Origin of the sequence: Bradyrhizobium sp., assembly GCF_030654605.1 — a bacterium.
Lineage (GTDB): Bacteria > Pseudomonadota > Alphaproteobacteria > Rhizobiales > Xanthobacteraceae > Bradyrhizobium.
This window is the reverse complement of the sequence record NZ_JAURXB010000101.1, coordinates 1-18,081: the sequence shown is the minus strand read 5'-3', so window position 1 is coordinate 18,081 and position 18,081 is coordinate 1. Positions and strand designations below refer to the sequence as shown.

The 18,081-nt window shown below is 63.5% G+C and carries 19 protein-coding genes and 1 pseudogene; 12 read left to right on the top strand and 8 right to left on the bottom strand.

Features of this window, described 5'->3' with window-relative positions; translation table 11 throughout:
* Nucleotides 1-334: 334 nt before the first annotated feature.
* The 4 genes from guaB to Q7U29_RS10480 all read left to right on the top strand — a co-directional run bounded on the left by guaB (nt 335) and on the right by Q7U29_RS10480 (nt 4,549).
* On the top strand, nt 335-1,831 hold the full coding sequence (gene guaB / locus Q7U29_RS10495; RefSeq protein WP_304741090.1) for an IMP dehydrogenase: 1,497 nt from the start codon (nt 335-337) through the stop codon (nt 1,829-1,831).
* Nucleotides 1,832-1,981: 150 nt separating this feature from the next.
* Nucleotides 1,982-2,605, top strand: coding sequence for a hypothetical protein (locus Q7U29_RS10490; RefSeq protein WP_304741088.1), 624 nt, complete (start codon nt 1,982-1,984; stop codon nt 2,603-2,605).
* Between the two features lie 242 nt (nt 2,606-2,847).
* On the top strand, nt 2,848-3,873 hold the full coding sequence (locus Q7U29_RS10485; RefSeq protein ID WP_304741086.1) for an NADP-dependent oxidoreductase: 1,026 nt from the start codon (nt 2,848-2,850) through the stop codon (nt 3,871-3,873).
* Between the two features lie 169 nt (nt 3,874-4,042).
* Nucleotides 4,043-4,549 carry a hypothetical protein gene (locus tag Q7U29_RS10480; protein ID WP_304741084.1) on the top strand — a complete coding sequence of 169 codons (507 nt, stop codon included), beginning with the start codon at nt 4,043-4,045 and terminating at the stop codon, nt 4,547-4,549.
* Between the two features lie 40 nt (nt 4,550-4,589).
* Here the strand turns inward: Q7U29_RS10480 and Q7U29_RS10475 are convergent, their stop codons facing one another.
* Nucleotides 4,590-5,420: a metallophosphoesterase gene (locus Q7U29_RS10475; RefSeq protein ID WP_304741082.1), complete on the bottom strand. Its 831-nt coding sequence runs from the start codon at nt 5,418-5,420 to the stop codon at nt 4,590-4,592.
* Between the two features lie 215 nt (nt 5,421-5,635).
* Here Q7U29_RS10475 and Q7U29_RS10470 point away from each other — a divergent pair, with 215 nt between their 5' ends.
* Nucleotides 5,636-7,324: a methyl-accepting chemotaxis protein gene (locus tag Q7U29_RS10470; RefSeq protein ID WP_304741080.1), complete on the top strand. Its 1,689-nt coding sequence runs from the start codon at nt 5,636-5,638 to the stop codon at nt 7,322-7,324.
* Between the two features lie 132 nt (nt 7,325-7,456).
* On the opposite strand, the gene Q7U29_RS10465 is transcribed toward Q7U29_RS10470, so the two are convergent.
* Nucleotides 7,457-8,140 (bottom strand): acriflavin resistance protein, encoded by a 684-nt coding sequence (locus Q7U29_RS10465; RefSeq protein WP_370691728.1) that lies wholly within the window; start codon nt 8,138-8,140, stop codon nt 7,457-7,459.
* A 183-nt stretch (nt 8,141-8,323) separates the two neighbouring features.
* Between Q7U29_RS10465 and Q7U29_RS10460 the strand changes: the two genes are divergently transcribed.
* Complete coding sequence (locus Q7U29_RS10460) at nt 8,324-8,746, top strand: MAPEG family protein (protein ID WP_304741078.1); 423 nt, start codon at nt 8,324-8,326, stop codon at nt 8,744-8,746.
* A gap of 25 nt (nt 8,747-8,771) precedes the next feature.
* Nucleotides 8,772-10,079 (top strand): RsmB/NOP family class I SAM-dependent RNA methyltransferase, encoded by a 1,308-nt coding sequence (locus Q7U29_RS10455; RefSeq protein ID WP_304741076.1) that lies wholly within the window; start codon nt 8,772-8,774, stop codon nt 10,077-10,079.
* A gap of 76 nt (nt 10,080-10,155) precedes the next feature.
* Here the strand turns inward: Q7U29_RS10455 and Q7U29_RS10450 are convergent, their stop codons facing one another.
* On the bottom strand, nt 10,156-10,530 hold the full coding sequence (locus Q7U29_RS10450) for a nuclear transport factor 2 family protein (protein WP_304741074.1): 375 nt from the start codon (nt 10,528-10,530) through the stop codon (nt 10,156-10,158).
* A 151-nt stretch (nt 10,531-10,681) separates the two neighbouring features.
* Here Q7U29_RS10450 and guaA point away from each other — a divergent pair, with 151 nt between their 5' ends.
* The 3 genes from guaA (at nt 10,682) to Q7U29_RS10435 (ending at nt 13,721) form a co-directional block, all read left to right on the top strand.
* Nucleotides 10,682-12,277 carry a glutamine-hydrolyzing GMP synthase gene (guaA, locus tag Q7U29_RS10445; RefSeq protein ID WP_304741072.1) on the top strand — a complete coding sequence of 532 codons (1,596 nt, stop codon included), beginning with the start codon at nt 10,682-10,684 and terminating at the stop codon, nt 12,275-12,277.
* Nucleotides 12,278-12,391: 114 nt separating this feature from the next.
* Entirely contained in the window at nt 12,392-13,309 is a 918-nt protein-coding gene (locus Q7U29_RS10440; RefSeq protein ID WP_304741070.1) for a hypothetical protein, read from the top strand.
* A complete protein-coding gene (locus Q7U29_RS10435) occupies nt 13,296-13,721 on the top strand; it encodes a type II toxin-antitoxin system VapC family toxin (RefSeq protein WP_304741068.1) in 426 nt (141 codons plus the stop codon). Before Q7U29_RS10440 ends, Q7U29_RS10435 begins: the two co-directional genes overlap by 14 nt.
* On the opposite strand, the gene Q7U29_RS10430 is transcribed toward Q7U29_RS10435, so the two are convergent.
* From Q7U29_RS10430 to Q7U29_RS10410, 5 genes and pseudogenes are all read right to left on the bottom strand, one after another.
* A complete protein-coding gene (locus tag Q7U29_RS10430) occupies nt 13,687-13,971 on the bottom strand; it encodes a plasmid stabilization protein (RefSeq protein ID WP_304741094.1) in 285 nt (94 codons plus the stop codon). The two genes, Q7U29_RS10435 and Q7U29_RS10430, sit on opposite strands and share 35 nt — an antisense overlap.
* A 91-nt stretch (nt 13,972-14,062) precedes the next feature.
* Nucleotides 14,063-14,464, bottom strand: a pseudogene (locus tag Q7U29_RS10425) (type II toxin-antitoxin system VapC family toxin).
* A complete protein-coding gene (locus tag Q7U29_RS10420) occupies nt 14,464-14,718 on the bottom strand; it encodes a type II toxin-antitoxin system VapB family antitoxin (protein ID WP_304741066.1) in 255 nt (84 codons plus the stop codon). Before Q7U29_RS10420 ends, Q7U29_RS10425 begins: the two are co-directional and overlap by 1 nt.
* 128 nt (nt 14,719-14,846) lie before the next feature.
* Nucleotides 14,847-15,356, bottom strand: coding sequence for a GNAT family N-acetyltransferase (locus Q7U29_RS10415; protein ID WP_304741064.1), 510 nt, complete (start codon nt 15,354-15,356; stop codon nt 14,847-14,849).
* A gap of 3 nt (nt 15,357-15,359) precedes the next feature.
* Entirely contained in the window at nt 15,360-15,647 is a 288-nt protein-coding gene (locus Q7U29_RS10410) for a DUF1778 domain-containing protein (protein WP_304741062.1), read from the bottom strand.
* 188 nt (nt 15,648-15,835) lie between these two features.
* Between Q7U29_RS10410 and Q7U29_RS10405 the strand changes: the two genes are divergently transcribed.
* Together Q7U29_RS10405 and Q7U29_RS10400 are read left to right on the top strand one after the other, a co-directional pair.
* Nucleotides 15,836-16,999, top strand: coding sequence for a S9 family peptidase (locus Q7U29_RS10405; RefSeq protein WP_304741092.1), 1,164 nt, complete (start codon nt 15,836-15,838; stop codon nt 16,997-16,999).
* Between the two features lie 163 nt (nt 17,000-17,162).
* Nucleotides 17,163-18,081, top strand: a 919-nt coding sequence (locus Q7U29_RS10400; RefSeq protein ID WP_304741061.1) for a linear amide C-N hydrolase, incomplete at its 3' end; no start/stop codon positions are given.

Genomic DNA, 18,081 nt, shown 5'->3' with positions numbered 1-18,081 from the left:
TGAGCCGTGTTCCCATCGGTGAGCAGTTGCTCCAGTTCCCTGCGAGCCTTGCGATCAAGTACAATCAAATCATTTGCCATGCCGCGAGTGAATCATGTTCGCGACAAGCTGGGATTCAAATGTCTGTGACAGAACACTAGGGGCGCTCCCGGGGGCCGCTCACAAAAGCCTGTGCATGGCTGGCAAACCCTTTGATTCGGCGGCCCGCCATGCTATCGACCACCGCCAACCCTACCGATGGGCTTCGATTCGACGGTGACGCCACGGCGTCGGCGCAGGTCATGCTCATCCCATAGGTCTATCGCGGCGTACGAGCCGCCGAAGGAGTTGGTAAATGGCGCTGGTACAGGGACTTCAGGGGATTCGCGAAGCCTTTACATTCGACGACGTGCTTCTGAAGCCGGGCCTTTCGGACATCCTGCCCTCCGAGGCCGATATCCGCTCCCACGTCACTCGCGCCATTCCGCTCAACATCCCGATCATTGCCTCCGCGATGGACACCGTCACCGAAGCGCGGATGGCGATCGCCATGGCGCAGGCCGGCGGCATCGGCGTGATCCACCGCAATTTCGACGTCGACGGCCAGGCCGCCCAGGTGCGGCAGGTCAAGAAGTACGAATCCGGCATGGTGGTCAATCCGCTGACCATCGGTCCCGACGCCATGCTGTCGGACGCCATGGCGCTGATGACCGACCACGGCTTTTCCGGCATTCCCGTGGTGACCGGCGCCAGCAAAGGCGTGCCCGGCAAGCTGGTCGGCATTCTCACCAACCGCGACGTGCGCTTTGCCACCGACCCGCGCCAGAAGATCTCGGAATTGATGACGCACGAAAACCTCGTGACGGTGCGCGAAGGCGTCAGCCAGGACGAGGCGAAGCGGATGCTGCACAAGCATCGCATCGAAAAGTTGCTCGTGGTCGACGACCAGTATCGCTGCGTCGGCCTCATCACCGTCAAGGACATGGAAAAGGCGGTCGCGCATCCCCTGGCCTGCAAGGACGCACAGGGCCGCTTGCGCGTCGCAGCGGCGACCACGGTCGGCGAGGGCGGCTTCGAGCGCACCGAGCGGCTGATCGATGCCGGGGTCGACATCATCGTGGTGGACACCGCGCATGGGCATTCCTCGCGGGTGCTGCAGGCGGTCAACCGCATCAAGCGGCTCTCCAATGCCGTGCAGGTGATCGCCGGCAACATTGCCACCATGGAAGGCGCGCAGGCGCTGATCGATGCCGGAGCCGATGCCATCAAGGTCGGCATCGGTCCGGGCTCGATCTGCACCACCCGCATCGTCGCCGGCGTCGGCGTGCCGCAACTGACCGCGATCATGGATGCGGTCGAGGCCGCCAAGAAAGCCAACGTGCCCGTGATCGCCGATGGCGGCATCAAATATTCCGGCGATCTCGCCAAGGCGCTCGCCGCCGGCGCCGACATAGCGATGGTCGGCTCGTTGCTGGCCGGCACCGACGAGACCCCCGGCGAAGTGTTCCTGTGGCAGGGCCGTTCCTACAAGGCCTATCGCGGCATGGGCTCGGTGGGCGCGATGGCGCGCGGTTCCGCCGACCGCTACTTCCAGCAGGACATCAAGGATACGTTGAAGCTGGTGCCCGAGGGCATCGAGGGCCAGGTGCCCTACAAGGGCCCGGTCGGCAACGTCATGCATCAGCTGGCCGGCGGCCTGCGCGCGGCAATGGGTTATGTCGGCGCGCGAAACCTCGCCGAGTTCCATGCGAAGGCGCAATTCGTGCGGATCACCGGGGCGGGCCTGCGCGAAAGCCACGTCCATGACGTCACCATCACGCGCGAAAGCCCGAATTACCCCGGCGGGGTGTAGTTTTCGGGCCCAAATAGCCCACCCAAATCAGGCGAAACGCAGTAGTGTGCGAACCGCGGACGACTGCGCTGTCCATGGATCCGGGCTCGGATTCGAAGCGCGGTTCCCTCGAAGTCATCGCAACATAATTCAGAAGAGAAGTTGGTTACTATGGTCGATTGGTCGGACGACAGGATTGCCGCGCTTTCAGATCAGGATCTGAAGAATCTGCTGGTCAATGCGGAACGCAAATCCGTCGCCGAGGTCATTGCGCAATGCAAGGCCGAGATGGAAAAGCGCGATGCCGCAAAGCCCCGCAAGGCCGGAAAGCCGCGTACCGAGGTGAAGGAATTCGAGCACGAGATGTCCGGGCAACTCGCCACCGTCGGCAAGGAGATGGCCGGGAAGTACGATTTGTCGGAAGAGACTGCGAAAGCCAGATCGGTCGGCGTCAAGGGCTTCAAGTCGCACAAGCTGCTGGATGCCAAGGGTTACGCCAAGCTCGGCGGCATGCAGCGCGACGGCTCGGTCGCGGTCGACCGCTACATTTCCTACCGCCGCGGCAAGGACATCGTTTCGCTCAGCGTCTTCCTGCTCAAGGACCAGCCGATCGAAGCGCACGAGTTTCACGTCATCGCTCCGCAGGCCTTGCTCGAAGGGGCAAAACCGGTCGCGGAGATCCGCCCGACCGCGACTGAGGCGCAGAAGCAGTCCGCCGACAGCGGGCTCGCCTTCAAGGACCTGCCGAGTGCCGCCGCAGCATTCGACGCGGCGCTGGCGAAGATCACCGCCTAAAATCGAAATGTGCTGCTTGCACCCACACCGCTGTCATCGCCCGGCTTGACCGGGCGACCCAGTATTCCAGAGATGTTTGAAATGAGTCGGGAAGCCGCGGCGTACTGGATCGCCCGGTCAAGCCGGGCGACGACAGTCTTAATTCTCGCGCAGCCTTTCCCAGCTTCCACCTTCTTTGCTTGGCGACGATGGATTGCTTCGCTACGCTCGCAATGACGAATAAAAAATCATAGGAAACAACGATGTCCCAGCAAGCCAAACGCGTCATTCTCGCCTCCCGCCCGGTCGGTGAACCCAAGGCCTCGGATTTCCGCATCGAGGAGACCGCGATCCCGACGCCCGGCGCCGGCGAGGTGCTGCTGCGCACCATCTGGCTGTCGCTCGATCCCTATATGCGCGGCCGCATGAGTGACGGCCCGTCCTATGCGGCGCCGGTGCCGATCGGCGGCGTGATGGAGGGCGGCACCGTGAGCGAGGTGATCGCCTCGAACAATCCGGCCTTCGCCAAAGGCGACATCGTACTGTCGCGCGCCGGCTGGCAGACCCATGCGATCTCCGATGGCAAGGGCCTGAGCAAGATTGATCCGAAACTCGGCTCGATCTCGGCTGCTGTGGGCGTGCTCGGCATGCCCGGTATGACCGCCTATACCGGCCTGCTCGATATCGGCAAGCCGCAGCCCGGGGAAACCGTGGTGGTGGCGGCAGCCTCCGGCGCGGTCGGCTCGGCGGTCGGGCAGATCGCGAAGATCAAGGGCGCGCGCGCGATCGGCATCGCCGGCGGCAAGGACAAATGCGACTACGTCAAGAACGAGCTCGGCTTCGACGATTGCCTCGATCACCGCGATCCCGATCTCGCGGCCAAGCTGAAAGAGGCTTGTCCTGGAGGCATCGATGTCTACTTCGAAAATGTCGGCGGCGCGGTGTTCGAGGCGGTATTTCCGCTGCTCAATGCGTTCGCGCGCATGCCGGTCTGCGGCCTGATCGCCGAATACAATAATTTCGGCGAGACCTCGCCGAAATGGGCCGGCAAGATGATGCGCGCGGTGCTGACCAAGCGGCTGACCATCCGCGGCTTCATCGTCAGCGATTTCGCCGCGCGCCATGGCGACTTCCTGCGCGACATGTCGCAGTGGGTGCGCGAGGGCAAGGTCAAGCACAAGGAATTCGTCACCGAGGGTCTCGGCAGCGCGCCCGCGGCCTTCATGGGACTTCTGAAGGGCGCCAATTTCGGCAAGCAGCTGGTGCGGGTCGGCCCGGACAAGGCGTAAGGCGCGGGACACGGCGTCCGCTCGACAGGGCGGGCGCCGGCGCGGTCATCGCCTATCGCTAGAATCCGACGCATTCTGTTGTCCGGGCGGTAATCAGCCAAATTTACGCGCCTTCAACCTTCCCGGAATATCAACAAGTCCCGTTGCCAACGCTTTTTCGGGGCCTGTCATGCGCATCATTCCGGCTGTTTTGTTGTTGATTGCGGCCGGCATATCGACGGCGTCGGCCCAGCCAGCGTTTATGGCCCCGGACCCGCCCGCAGCATCGACGGCGCCGAGCCAGGGTACGCCGGTTCCGTCGGCCCAGAACGCGCGGGCTCCGGCCACGCCGCCTCCGGCGGGGCCATCCTTTGAGATGGACCATGGCAACGCGGCTGCCGCCGCTGCCGCGGCGAAAGCGCGGGCGGCGGAGGCGAAGGCCAAGGCGGATGCCATCCGCCTGGGACGTCCGCTCACGCCCAGCCAATCCACCGATTTTGGCGTCAATGGCGGCGGCGTCGTGCGCCTCGCTCCGGCGCTTACGCCGGAGCAGCAGAAGGCCGACGCGGAAGCCCGCGCCGCCTGGCAGGCGCGTTGCCGGCCTACTGTGGTTACTGACCGCGAGGGACTGCGCCGCACCCAATATGCCGAACCCGGTTGCGACCTTTCCCGGTTCAATACCGCCGGGGGCGCATAGGCCCGACAAGACCCGTCAATCCGGCATCGGGTGGCTGCATCTAGCTGCTGCGCAGCAGCGAATCCAGATCGACATCAACCTGGCCCGGCGCCCTGACGTGCCGGACCTCGAAGGCATCGGGCTGGAAGCGGTATTCCACCAGCCCGACTTCCTTGGCGCCGATCACTTCCTGTTTGCGGTCGGGAATGATGAAGCCGACCGACGGCGCCCAGACCTGCCTGGTGTGACGAAACGTAAAATCACGGCGCTGGTGCACGTGGCCACTGGCGACCAGCCGCAGGTCGACGGCACCCAGCATCTCCACCAGGCGGCTACGCGCCGGCATCGGCACATAGCGGATCGCCGTCCCCGCCAGTTCCGCATCATCGGGTGTATTGAGAAACAGCGGCTTGTGCAGGAACAGGGCCACCGGCTTGCCATAGGCGCTCGCCAGCTGTTGAGCCAGCCAGTCGAACTGCTCGGCCTCGCTCGCTAGATTCGTGTTCATCACCATTGAATTGAGGCCGATGAAACACCAGCCGGCGGCCTCGAAGCGCCAGCGGTCTTCGCCGAAATGCGCGCGGAACGCCTGCAGGCTTGGCTCGGTGACGGGCGAGGTCGGGACGGGACCGAGCCCGGTCGGATTGTCGCCGACGTCATGATTGCCGGGAAGGTAGCGGCAGGGCGCCGGAAGGGCTGTATGCAGCTCGCGGGCAAATTCGAAATCATCCGGGTTGGTCGGCGCGTCCCAGGCGAGGTCACCGCTGTTGACGACGAGATCGGGCCGCGTCGCGTCGATGTAGTCGCTCACCCGAAGAAAATTATCGGTAAGTTTTGGATAGCGGCGGGTGAGGTGGGTATCGGAAATCTGGGTCAGGCGAAATTCGGGCATGCAACATTCCTTGCGGGCCGATTATATCCCGGTCGACGACGGGGCGATGAAATCCGGAATCGAGGTTCCCTCGTTGAGGGCCGTTGCCCAAGCACTAGGCAGATTTCAATCGCGATTGCGAAAGACGATTTTAATCAATTTGTAATATTGACGCGATTCCGCATCGAAATTTTGTTGAGTCCGCTTCAGGTTGCAACCCTCTCGGAACCATTGCCATGAGACTTCGCATTACGATTTCGCGCGCGATCTTTGCATTCGGGGCGTTGACCGTCGTCGGGCTCCTGGCCGTGATCCTTGCCAGCAATTACGCGCTCTCCCAGCTCAAGGTCGGAGGGCCGCTCTACAGCAAGATCAAGCTGGGCAACGATCTGATCGCGGACATTCTGCCGCCGCCTGAATATATCATCGAGGCTTATCTCGAAGCCACGCTTGCACGCCAGGACCCGTCGACGGTCGCGGCGCGGCGTGACCGGCTCGCGCAGCTCAAGAAGGAGTATGACGAGCGTCACGAATTCTGGAAAACCTCCGACCTCGAGCCGGTGAACAAGGCCAGGCTTGTCGAGAAATCGCACAAGGAAGTTCAGCGCTTCTGGAACCTGGTGGAACAGTCCCTTCTGCCGGCCCTCGCAAAGGCCGACACTGCGCGGGCGGCGAAGTCCTATGTGGAGATCGCCGCGGCCTATACCGCGCACCGCGCCGTGATCGACGAAATCGTCAAGCAAGCCACCGACGACAACGCCGCCGCGGAGGCCGAAGCCACCGGCCGGGTTCAGTGGTTCACGATTCTGCTCTGGAGCATTTCCGCGTTCGTCTTTCTCGTCGTCGGCGCAGGTATTGCCGGTGTGGCAAAGGGCGTGATCCGTCCGATCACCCGGATGACCGGTGCGATGCAACGGCTCGCCAACGGCGAAATGGAGCCGGAAATTCCCTCGCTGGGCCGCAAGGACGAGGTCGGCGCCATGGCGAGCGCGTTGCAGGTCTTCAAGGAAAATTCGTTGCGCGTGCAGGCCATGGAATCGGCCCATGCGAAACAGGCGAAGCAGGCCGAGGCGGATCGCAAGGCCGGAATGCTGCAAGTGGCCGACGGATTTGAACAAGCGGTGGGCCGGATCATCCGGACGGTATCGTCGGCTTCTTCCAATATCGAGGCGGCGGCCGGCAGCCTGACGAAAACCGCGGAAACCACCCAGGAATTATCCGCGACGGTCGCGGTGGTATCCGAGCAATCGTCATCGAGTGTGCGCTCCGCGGCAGCAGCGTCCGAGGAGATGGCTTCCTCGGTCGCCGAAATCGGCCGGCAGGTCCAGCAATCGCAAGCGATCGCGCAGGCCGCCGTGGCGCAGGCGGAACAAACCAATGTCCGGATCGCGGAGCTGTCGCAGTCGGCGAGCCGGATCGGCGAGGTCATCAAGATGATCACGGCGGTCGCCGAGCAGACCAACCTGTTGGCGCTCAATGCGACGATCGAGGCCGCGCGTGCCGGTGACGCCGGGCGAGGTTTTGCCGTGGTGGCGTCCGAGGTCAAGGCGCTATCCGCGCAGACGGCCAAGGCCACCGAAGAGATCGCGGCCCAGGTCACGCAAATGCAGTCCGCCACCGAACATTCGGTGTCCGCGATCAAGGAGATCGGCGCCACGATCGGCCAGATTTCCGAGATCTCCACCGCGATCGCAGCAGCGGTCGACCAGCAGGGCGCATCGACCCAGGAAATCGCCCGCAACGTCCAGCAGGCCGCCCAGGGCGCGACGCAGGTCACCGGGGGCATCGCCGACGTCAATCGCGGCGCGGCAGACACCGGCGCCGCCGCCGGGCAGGTTCACGGCCTCGCGGTCTCCCTGCTGGCGGAGAGCAACCACCTCAGCACCGAAGTTGAAAGCTTCCTGCAGACCATCCGGGTGGCCTGACCCAAGTTGTCATCATCCGCGAAAGCGGATGATCCAGTATTCCAGAGGCGGCAGAATTTGAACCGATAGGCCGCGGCGTACTGGATGCCCCGCCTGCGCGGGGCATGACACAGTGTGCTTGGTGGGACCGACCTACAGCACGCGATAGCGGATCGCGAAGGCGTCGTTCTGCTCGCGCGCCGCTTCGCCGCCGGGCGAAGCGATGCGATCGACCAGATGCCACGGCCCGAACTGGTCGGAATGGCCAGGGTTTGCTGCGAGCCGCAGCTTGAACAGCCGCTGCGGCTGACCCGGCAGATGGAGCACTACGACGCGGTCGGTGGTCCGGTAGTCCAGCGTCACCGACCCCCGGATCACGGGGCGGCCGTTGTGGTCGGACGCCAGCGCGGCCTGCATTCGGGCCAGCTTCTGGTTTCGGTCGGTGACCAGTTCGACCTGGGTTTCGGACACCGCCGCCAGTGCGGCCTTCGGCAGCCGGATTTCGAATTCGACCGCGGGTTTTGCCGGGTTGATGCCGAGATAGGCCTGGGCGGCATGCCGCATGTCGTAAGCCACGAACGCGAGCAGCGCGAGCACCACCGTGGCGGCAAGGCCGTGCTTCAGGATGTCGCGTGAGCTTCGATAACCGGAGCGGAAATAGACGGTCAGCACGATCGCTACCGCCAGGGCGGCGGCTACGCCCGCCAGCCCCGACATCAGCATGCCGAGCACGCCGTCCGGGCTGTCGTCGGCCATTTTGAACAGCGAGGCCACGGCGCTGCCGGGCGCTTCGGCACCATGGGCGGCACCCTTCAGGGTGGGAGAGGTCAGGTTCATCGGGGCATCTCGAAGGTCGCATTGGAGCCGGTTCGGACCGAAATCGGTGGAACCGCATGGAGTTGGTCACCGCGGCGAGGATTGTGGTTCAACGGCTGTGTCAGGGTTTATTGTCATGATGGAGCGTGGTCGCTATAGCGGGGGCCTGCACGCCATGCGGGGGAATTTCCAGGGGGAATCTTGATGTCGGTTCAAATGGTCTTGCTGCCGGTCTTCGTGCTGGTGGGGCTTGCCTTCGCGCTGCTGCTGGGGATGGCCTCGGCGCGGACCCGGGCGGTCACGGGCCGGCAGGTCAGCCTCAAGGATATTGCGCTGCGCCAGCCGAACTGGCCCGAGCGGGTCACCCAGATCGGCAATTGTTTCAGCAACCAGTTCGAACTCCCGGTGCTGTTCTACATCCTGATCGCGCTGGCGCTGCCGCTGCGCAAGGCCGACCTCGTCATCGTGCTGCTGTCCTGGGTATTCGTCGTCACGCGCTTTGCCCATGCCGGAATCTTCGTGACCTCCAACGACGTCCGGTCGCGCTCGCTGGTGTGGTTCGCCGGCGTCCTGGTGTTGTTTGCGATGTGGCTCTACTTCGCGCTGAAGATGCTGTTGTTGAGCTAACCCGTTCTCGAACCGAAGGTATTGAATGACTCCCGCAGCGCGGCTCTCGGCCGCCATCGAACTGATCGGCACCATCGACGCAGAGCGGGTCCCCGCGGCGAAGGCGCTGAAGGAGTGGGGCACCGCGCACCGCTATGCCGGCTCCGGCGACCGCGCCGCGATCGCGGGCCTGATCTGGGACGTGCTGCGCCGCCGTGCCTCCAGCGCCTGGATCATGGACGCCGATACGCCGCGGGCGCGCGTGCTGGGCATGCTGAAACTCGAGCGCAAGCTCGGCGCCGAGGCGATCGACGCATTGTGCGACGGCGGCCGTTTTGCGCCGGAGCCGTTGACCGAGGCCGAGCGCTCTGCGCTGACCTCGCGATCCCTGGCGGAGGCGCCCGCGCACGTCGCCGGCGATTATCCGGAATGGCTCGATCCCTATTTGACACAGGCCTTCGGAGATGACCGGGTGGCGGAGGCGACCGCGATGGCGAGCCGGGCGCCGCTCGATCTGCGCGTCAACACGCTGAAAGCGACGCGGGAGAAGATGTTGCCGTCGCTGGCCCATCTCGGCGTTCAGCCTACGCCATGGTCGCCGATCGGCCTACGCATCGAGCTCGGCGCCGACGCGCGCAACCCCGGCATCCATGCCGAGGAGGATTTCATCAAGGGCGCCATCGAGGTGCAGGACGAGGGCTCGCAGCTGGCCGCGCTGTTGTCGGCCGCCAAACCCGGCGAGCAGGTGATCGACCTCTGCGCCGGCGCCGGCGGCAAGACGCTGGCGCTGGCGGCGATGATGCAGGGCAAGGGCCGGCTGATCGCCACCGACCACGACAAGCGCCAGTTGGCGCCGATCTACGAGCGGCTGTCGCGCGCCGGCGTGCACAATTGCGACGTCCGCACCCCGAAGGGCCCGAACGACACGCTCTCCGACATCCACGCCACGGCCGACCTCGTGCTGATCGATGCGCCCTGTACCGGCACCGGCACCTGGCGACGCAATCCCGACGCCAAATGGCGGATGCGCCCCGGCGCGCTGGAGGTGCGGCTGAAGGACCAGGTCACCGTGCTCGACCGCGCCGCCGCGCTGGCAAAGCCGGGCGGCCGGATCGCCTACATCACCTGCTCGGTGCTGCCGCAGGAGAACGGCGAGCAGATCAGGGCTTTCGTCGCGCGCCATCCCGAGTTTTCGGTGGTGCTGCCGGAGCAGACGGCCGCCGTGCTGTGGGACAAGGCAGAGGACTTTGCGGCGGCCGCGCTGCAGTCGACGGAGGGCTGGCTGATGACGCCGCGCCGGACCGGGACGGACGGGTTTTTCGTGTCGGTGCTGAAGCGGGCGATGCCAGCCTGAGCCGCCGCCGGGCATCAACACCAAAAACTCGAAAAACAACCCCATGCACAGATAGAAATGCCAATGTTCGCAAGCTCTAATGCGCGAGGTGATTGGCCGAACCTTGCACGATCCTGCGCTCCGCATCGATCCTCAAATACTCGCAAATCTTCGCGCCGCGCTCGTTCGCGTAAGACACCACGACGCTGTCGGGACTGACGAACAAATCGATCAGGTCGAATTGCAGATTGGGCACCAGCCGAAGCGCTTTTCCCCAATATTCCCGAAGCTTGGCCTTGCCGCGTAATGTTCCACTGGAGTCGAAGCCGAGCGCCTGAATCTTGTCGGAGGTCATCTCGCACTCGTCAGCGTAGAGCGCGAGAACCCGTTCCAGGTCGCGGGAATTCCAGGCCGCGATCCAGTCCCGGCCGAGGGCGGTCAGATCGGCGGCGGCGTGAGGCTGGCCTTGCATGGTTCCTCCCGGGCGATTTGGGCTGTGCGCTTCCGTTGGCGCATATAGGTCAATGATACTTACCTATATGGATTTGTCCATGCCTGCAGAAGCATGTGGGCCGTCGTTTTGCGCGGTTGCGAGCACGGCCCCCGTCGCGTAATTGCTTGCCATGACAGCAGCACAACAAGCCCGCGAGTCGACGCCTTCGGTGGCCTCGGCGCATGACAAGATTCTGATCGTCGATTTCGGCAGTCAGGTGACGCAACTGATCGCGCGCCGGGTGCGCGAGGAGGGCGTCTACTCGGAAATCGTCCCGTTCCAGAAGGCCGAAGCGGCCTTCGCCGAGATGAAGCCGAAAGCGGTGATCCTCTCCGGCGGCCCGGAATCGGTGCATGAAGCGGGCTCGCCCCGCGCGCCGCAGGCGATCTTCGATTCCGGCGTGCCGGTGCTCGGCATCTGCTACGGCCAGATGACCATGGCTGCCCAACTCGGCGGCAGCGTCGAGGGCGGCCACCACCGCGAGTTCGGCCGCGCCGATGTCGAAGTCAAGGCCGCAAGCGCGCTGTTCGATGCCACCTGGGGCCTGGGCGAGAAGCATCCGGTCTGGATGAGCCATGGCGACCGCATCACAAAAATGCCGCCCGGCTTCACCGTCGCCGGCACCAGCCCGAACGCGCCGTTCGCGGTGATCCAGGACGAGAAGCGCAAATATTACGGCCTGATGTTCCACCCCGAAGTGGTGCACACGCCGGATGGCGCCAAGCTGATCCGCAATTTCGTCCGCAAGGTCGCGGGCCTCACCGGCGACTGGACCATGCGCGCCTTCCGCGAGGAGGCGATCGAGAAGATCCGGGCGCAGGTCGGCAAGGGCAGGGTGATCTGCGGCCTCTCCGGCGGCGTCGATTCCGCGGTTGCCGCGGTGCTGATCCACGAGGCGATCGGCGACCAGCTCACCTGCGTGTTCGTCGATCACGGCATGCTGCGGCTCGACGAGGCCAAGACCGTGGTCGACCTGTTCCGGCATCACTACAACATCCCGCTGGTGCATGTTGATGCATCGAAACTTTTCCTCGGCGAGCTCGCGGGGGTCACCGACCCCGAACTGAAGCGCAAGACCATCGGGCGGCTGTTCATCGACGTGTTCGATACCGAAGCGAGGAAAATCGGCGGCGCCGATTTCCTGGCGCAGGGCACGCTCTACCCCGACGTGATCGAGAGCGTCTCCTTCACTGGCGGCCCTTCGGTCACCATCAAGTCGCACCACAATGTCGGCGGCCTTCCCGCGCGCATGAACATGAAGCTGGTCGAGCCGCTGCGCGAACTGTTCAAGGACGAGGTCCGCGTGCTCGGGCGCGAACTCGGCCTGCCCGAAATCTTCGTCGGCCGCCATCCATTCCCCGGCCCGGGCCTCGCCATCCGCTGCCCCGGCGACATCACCCTGGAAAAGCTCGACATCCTGCGCAACGCCGACGCCGTCTATATCGATCAAATCCGGAAGGCCGGCCTCTACGACACCATCTGGCAGGCTTTTGCGGTGCTGCTGCCGGTCAAGACCGTCGGCGTGATGGGCGACGGCCGCACCTACGAATACGTCGTCGGCCTGCGCGCGGTGACGTCGACCGACGGCATGACTGCGGATTTCTATGCGTTCGACATGAAGTTTCTGGGCGAGACGGCGACGCGGATCATCAACGAGGTCAAGGGGGTCAATCGGGTGGTGTATGACATTACGAGCAAGCCGCCGGGGACGATTGAGTGGGAGTAGGGGTCTCGAATGCGATAGCGCGCGGTGCAGCGCAATAGCTAGGGATTTCACCTCGACCGAACGATTCATCGAGCGATAGGCTTTTCCGCTTCATATCGCCTGGGGAGGGGATTCATGCAGGCCGCGCGTGCGATCGAAATTCTAGAGCGGCAACGACAAGCAGCGCAAGCGCTTCGCGGCAAGCGGCGCGGAAGCCCCGACTTCGTAAAATGGCAGCGCGACACCGAGATTGCCATCGAGCGCGCCTTTATGCCCGGCAGTCGCAACATCAACGACTTCAAAAGTATCCGCTACGGCCTCAGCGCTTACACCTCAAACACACCAGAGCAAGCATTCCAGGAAGCCTATGAGCGCGGCATTGCTAAGGCCGACGCAATTCTCGCTTCCATGATCGATGAAATCCGTGAATATGCGCCGGACGATCCCGGTAGCGATGCTGGCGCGCCTGATCAGCTGAGCTTGATCGAACGCTTATGCTTGCGCTTTCACGCCGCGGCTCGCACACTTCAGCACCGTCACGATACGCGTACGACACTTGAGATCAATGATGAATATGACGTGCAGGATTTGCTGCATGTATTTTTGCGACTGCACTTCGACGATATTCGACCCGAGGAATGGACGCCGAGCTACGCAGGGCGATCGTCGCGCGTGGATTTCTTACTCAAGGCAGAGCGAATCGTCGTGGAAGTTAAGAAGACCCGGGCATCGATGAAGGCCGGCGACCTCGGTGAGCAGCTTATCATTGACCGGGCGATGATATCAATGATATCATCGGATCTGGGAGCATTTGAGATGGCTGACTTGCTGGTACGCGGCATCGATGAAGAGCTAGTGCGGGCGCTCAAGGAGCGGGCCGGAGCAAACGGGCGTAGCGCCGAGGCCGAACACCGAGAGATCCTCGCTGCAGCACTGGTCCGTCCCCGCCGGCGCAGCCTTGCCGAGGTTCTCGCGGCCATGCCGGAGGTCGGCGTCGACGCGGACTTCGAACGCGTGGAATCGAGCGGGCAGGCGCCGAATGTATTTGGTTGATACCAATGTTGTCAGCGAGGCGCGGAAGCGAGCGAACGCAAATCCGGGGGTCGTCGAGTTCTTCAAACAAATTGTTGCTGCTGACGAGCCGGTCTACCTGTCGGCGGTTTCGGTTGGCGAACTCCGCCGGGGCGTCGAACTTATTCGCCATCGCGGCGACACGGATCAGGCCAGGCTGCTGGAGGCGTGGCTGATGAATATTCTGGAGCAATTCGGCGGGAACATCCTGGCCTTCGATGCAGACGCGGCGCAGGTGTGGGGTCGCCTGAGGGTCCCCAATCCGGAGCATGAACTCGACAAGCAGATCGCGGCCGTCGCTCTGGTGAACGACCTCACGCTCGTGACACGGAACACGGCAGATTTCGAAGCCACTGGAGTCAGGCTGAAGAATCCGTTTCGGCCGGTACGGTAATCGAGTGAGCCATCCGATGCGGAGCGCCGGCGCGCGCTTGATCGAGCGCCTCGACATCGGCATTCGTGAGCCCGATCTTCCGGCTCATCTCCGACAGGGCGGTGCCGAGCCGCAGCCGTCGTGCGGGGCGCACGGCGGCTTCCAGAATGGCGCGCATTTCGGCTTCGGTGCTGTGGTCGTGCTGCGCCGCCCGGACCTTCAGAGCCCGATGCGCCTCGTCGGAGAGATTGCGAATGGTGACGGTGGCCATGGCGTCCCTCCGTGAATGATTGCGGTGACATCTAAGCAGATGAGTTGATATCACATTGAACCGAAGCACGTGGAAGTTGTCCGGTGTCGTTCTATCCAGCCGGGCCTTCACCGCGTCGGTTGACATCGGTTCCGGCGAAGTCCTCCCCTTGAACAGCAGCGGCTCACCGCGGGTCAGCGCCAGCGCGTAGGAAAAGCAATCGCCGTAATTCAGCGCGGCGGGATGGCGCCCTTGCCGTATCGGCGCCGGGCGCGACGCGCGGCGTCCATCTGTTCGGCATCGACCGGGACGATCTCCGCGCCGAGCTTGAGCAGCCAAAGATCGAACTCACGTCCGCCGGCGTCTCCCAGTCGCGTTTCGAGCACGATGGTGGCTTCGAGCGCTGTCGCCGCGGAGACCGGACGGACGGGATCATCTGCAATCCGTTGCTCGAACTCCGCCGCATCAGCCCCGTTGAGCGCGGTCGCCACGATGACCGAGTGTCGATCACCATCAGCGCGGCAACCCATGTTCGTCATAGCCGGGAATGTCTTCGGACCTGCGGTCGTCCAGCACCGGCAAAGCGCTCCAGCGCCGGCGGATGTCCGCGAGATCCTCCAGCAGGACGGCCTTGCGGGAATGGCGGCCGACCCGGCGCAGCTGCGCCTCGATGGCGCGTCTGGTCGCCGTCGTGATGCTCTCGCCAGTAAGCCGGGCGAGCTCGCGTGCCAGCCGCTCGGTTTCAGGGTCCTTGATGCTCAACGCCATCAGAAGGTTCCTTGGTTCCCGGAAAGGTATACTTAAATGAATTTGCAATTCTGCCACCCGCAAGATCGGTCGAGCAACTATGGCCCCGCGATTGGCTGGAGCCGTCACGGAGGATTCCACGGCGGGTGTTAACCAGATCGTGCCGCGATCGAAGCCGCAATATCCGCGATCGATCGGAATAAAACCTGGGGGTCGTCCTTCGACGGAACAAAGCCGCGCCGGATCCAGAAGCTGGCAGCCTCGGCATCGACGGCGTTCACGATCAACGCGCGTCCGCCGACGAGTTCGGCCGCTGCGACGCAACGCTGCAGCGCGTGCTTGACCAGCCCGGTCCCAATTCCCTTGCCGATCCAGTTCTGATCCGTGGCCAGCTGTCCGAGCAACAGGCAGGGGACGGGATCGGGCGGCTGGCCGGTGCGGATCGAGCGCGGAAGAGTGGACGGCAGAACGGCGGTGGGAGCGAGGCCGTAATAGCCGATGATCCGATTGGCTTCGTGAACGACGAGAACTGCCGTAAAGCCCTTCTGCTGGTTGGAGAGCGCATGCGTTCTCAACCAGCGGTCGAGCGATGCCTTGCCACAGGAGAATTGCGAGGCGTCATGGGTGGCCGTCAGCAGTTCGGGGCCGGAAATCGCCACCGGTCACTTCCCGGATTCCCAGGGCGCCTTGCGCTGAAGCAGTTCGATCATTTCAGGCACGGGAAGTCCCGGCTTCGAGAGCGCTGCCGTGAACGCCTTGAATCCAGCAGGGCTCATTCGAATGGGCGCCGTTTCCATCACCACGTCTTCCGCCGCACGCACCGCCGCTTCACGCACGAAATCGGTTCGAGAGCGTCCGCGCAGGTTCGCGGCGCGATCAATGATGGCAATGTCCGCCGCGGGCAATCTCATCGAAAGCGGATGTTCCTTCCGTTTGACGACGCGCGGCATCGGCTTACTCCATGTTCCCGATCGACATAGCCGATTGTAGCGCATTTTGCAATACGGGGGATCCGAATTCAGCGAAAGTTAAGATGTCGCGATGCACCCTCCCGCCTTCCGTTGCAGGCTGGAGAATCACGATGGCGATGGTTGCGCGCGCGCTGGCTTTTGCCGTTCTGACGCTGTGCAGTTCTTACATGGTCCCGCGCGCGGTCGCCCAGGACAAGAGTGGCACCGTTTCCGTCGCCTCGGGAGTCCAATATGAATTCATCGGCCGCTGGGACGCCGACAAGCTCAACAAGGTTCTGACCGACGACACGCCAAAGTTCTTCGGCGTGACGGTGAAATACACCGCTGCCAGGAATGCGGTGAAGCTTTATCGCGTGACCTATCCGTCGGTGGTGCCGGAGCGCGGCAACAAGCCGATCGTCGCGACCGGGCTCGTGGCCGTTCCCGATATCGCAGGCAACGCGTTTCCGATGGTGTCGTATCAGCACGGCACGGTTTACGAGAAGACGCAGGTGCCGTCGTTTCCGGATCAGTCGCCGGAGACGCAGCTGATGCTCGCGCAGTTCGCAGGGCAGGGCTACATCGTCATCGGCGCCGACTATTTCGGCATGGGCTCGTCGAAGGAGCCGGAAGGCTACATGGTGAAGGCGAGCCACCAGCAGGCGAGCTACGACATGCTGCTGGCGAGCCGCGCCGTGCTCGCCGATCTGAAGCTCTCGAGCGGCAAGCTGTTCGTCAGCGGCTGGTCGCAGGGCGGTTTCGTCGCGATGGCGTTTCTGGAAAAACTGGAAGCCGCCGGCGTAAAGGTCGATGCCGCGGCGACGGCGAGCGCGCCGGTCGACGTGGCGGTCGCCCTCAATGGTTTCCTCAGCTTCCCGCGCAAGAACGACGCCGACTGGGTGAACTCGCTGTTCATCCTGTCGTCGTTTGCGTTCGAGAATTATTATGGCGTGCCGGGGTTGGCGCGCTCGCTGTTCGCGGATGCGTATTACGATGTCGCGCGCAAGGCTTACCTGCGCGAGCCATTCAACGTCGCCGATGTGCCGACCGATCTGCACAAGCTGATCAAGCCGGATTATTTCAACGCGCAGTTCTTCGCCGAGTCGGCCTATGGCAGGCTCGTCGCGCAAACCGCGGCCTATCGATGGGTCATCAAGTCGCCGGTGCGCAATTATTATGGCGAGGCGGACGAGGCGATCGCCGTCGGCCTGGGTCGACTGGCGATGACCTATCAGCGCGCCATCGGCAACGGCAACCCGCAAGTCGAAGCCGTGTCGACCGGACAGACCTCGCACCGCGGCACTTATGCGACCGCCGTGCCGCAGTGGAAGACGTGGTTCGACGGGCTGTAGGGAACCCATGAGCGGTGCGGGCGGGGCGTGCCACTGGCTTGGTGGACGAGATCGTTTTTGCGCGCATCTCGAATATTTGCGTAAACTTCTCCGGTTTGAGCCAGGTCATGGTGACGATCGTCGAAACTTCGCAGGCTGATTTCAGCAGCCTCGGAAAGTGTCGATGAAAATGAAAAAATCAGCCCTTTCGCGCATTTTTGCGATCGGTCTGGCGGCGGCGATCGCCACCCCACCTTCGCTGTCGCTCGCCTGTACACGGCTGATCTATCTCGGCGCCAGAAGCCAGGTCATCACGGCGCGATCGATGGATTGGCGATTTGAGATGCCGACCAATCTGTGGATTTTTCCGAGAGGCATGGCGCGTAGCGGAGAGGTCGGGCCGAACTCGCTGCAATGGAAGTCCAGATATGGCAGCGTGATTGCTTCCGCCTATGAGGTCTCGACGTCGGACGGCATGAACGAGGCGGGGCTTGTCGCCAACGTCCTCTGGCTCACGGAATCCGAGTATCCAAAGTTCGACTCCGGCAAGCCGGGCCTGTCCATCGCCGCATGGCCGCAATATGTGCTCGACAATTTCGCGACCGTTCGGGAAGCGGTCGAAGTACTCGAGAAGAACCCTTTCACGCTCGTCACCGACAACGTCCCCGGGCAGAAGTTGCTCGCCACGCTTCATTTGTCGATCTCGGATGCCACCGGCGACAGCGCGATCGTCGAATACATCAACGGCAAGCCGGTCATCCATCACGACCGGAAATACCAGGTGATGACCAACTCCCCGATCTTTGAACAGCAACTGGCGCTGAACGAATACTGGAAGGAGATCGGCGGCACGGTGATGCTGCCGGGCACCAACCGCGCCGCGGACCGGTTCGCGCGCGCATCATTCTACGTCAACGCAATCCCGAAGGATGAAAACCCCGACCGCGCCCTGGCCAGCGTGTTCAGCGTGATCCGCAACGTGTCCGTGCCGTTCGGCATTTCGACGCCGGACCAGCCGAATATTTCCTCGACCCGATGGCGCACGGTCGCCGACCACCAGCGCAAGCTGTACTTCTTTGAATCGGTGCTGACCCCGAACACCT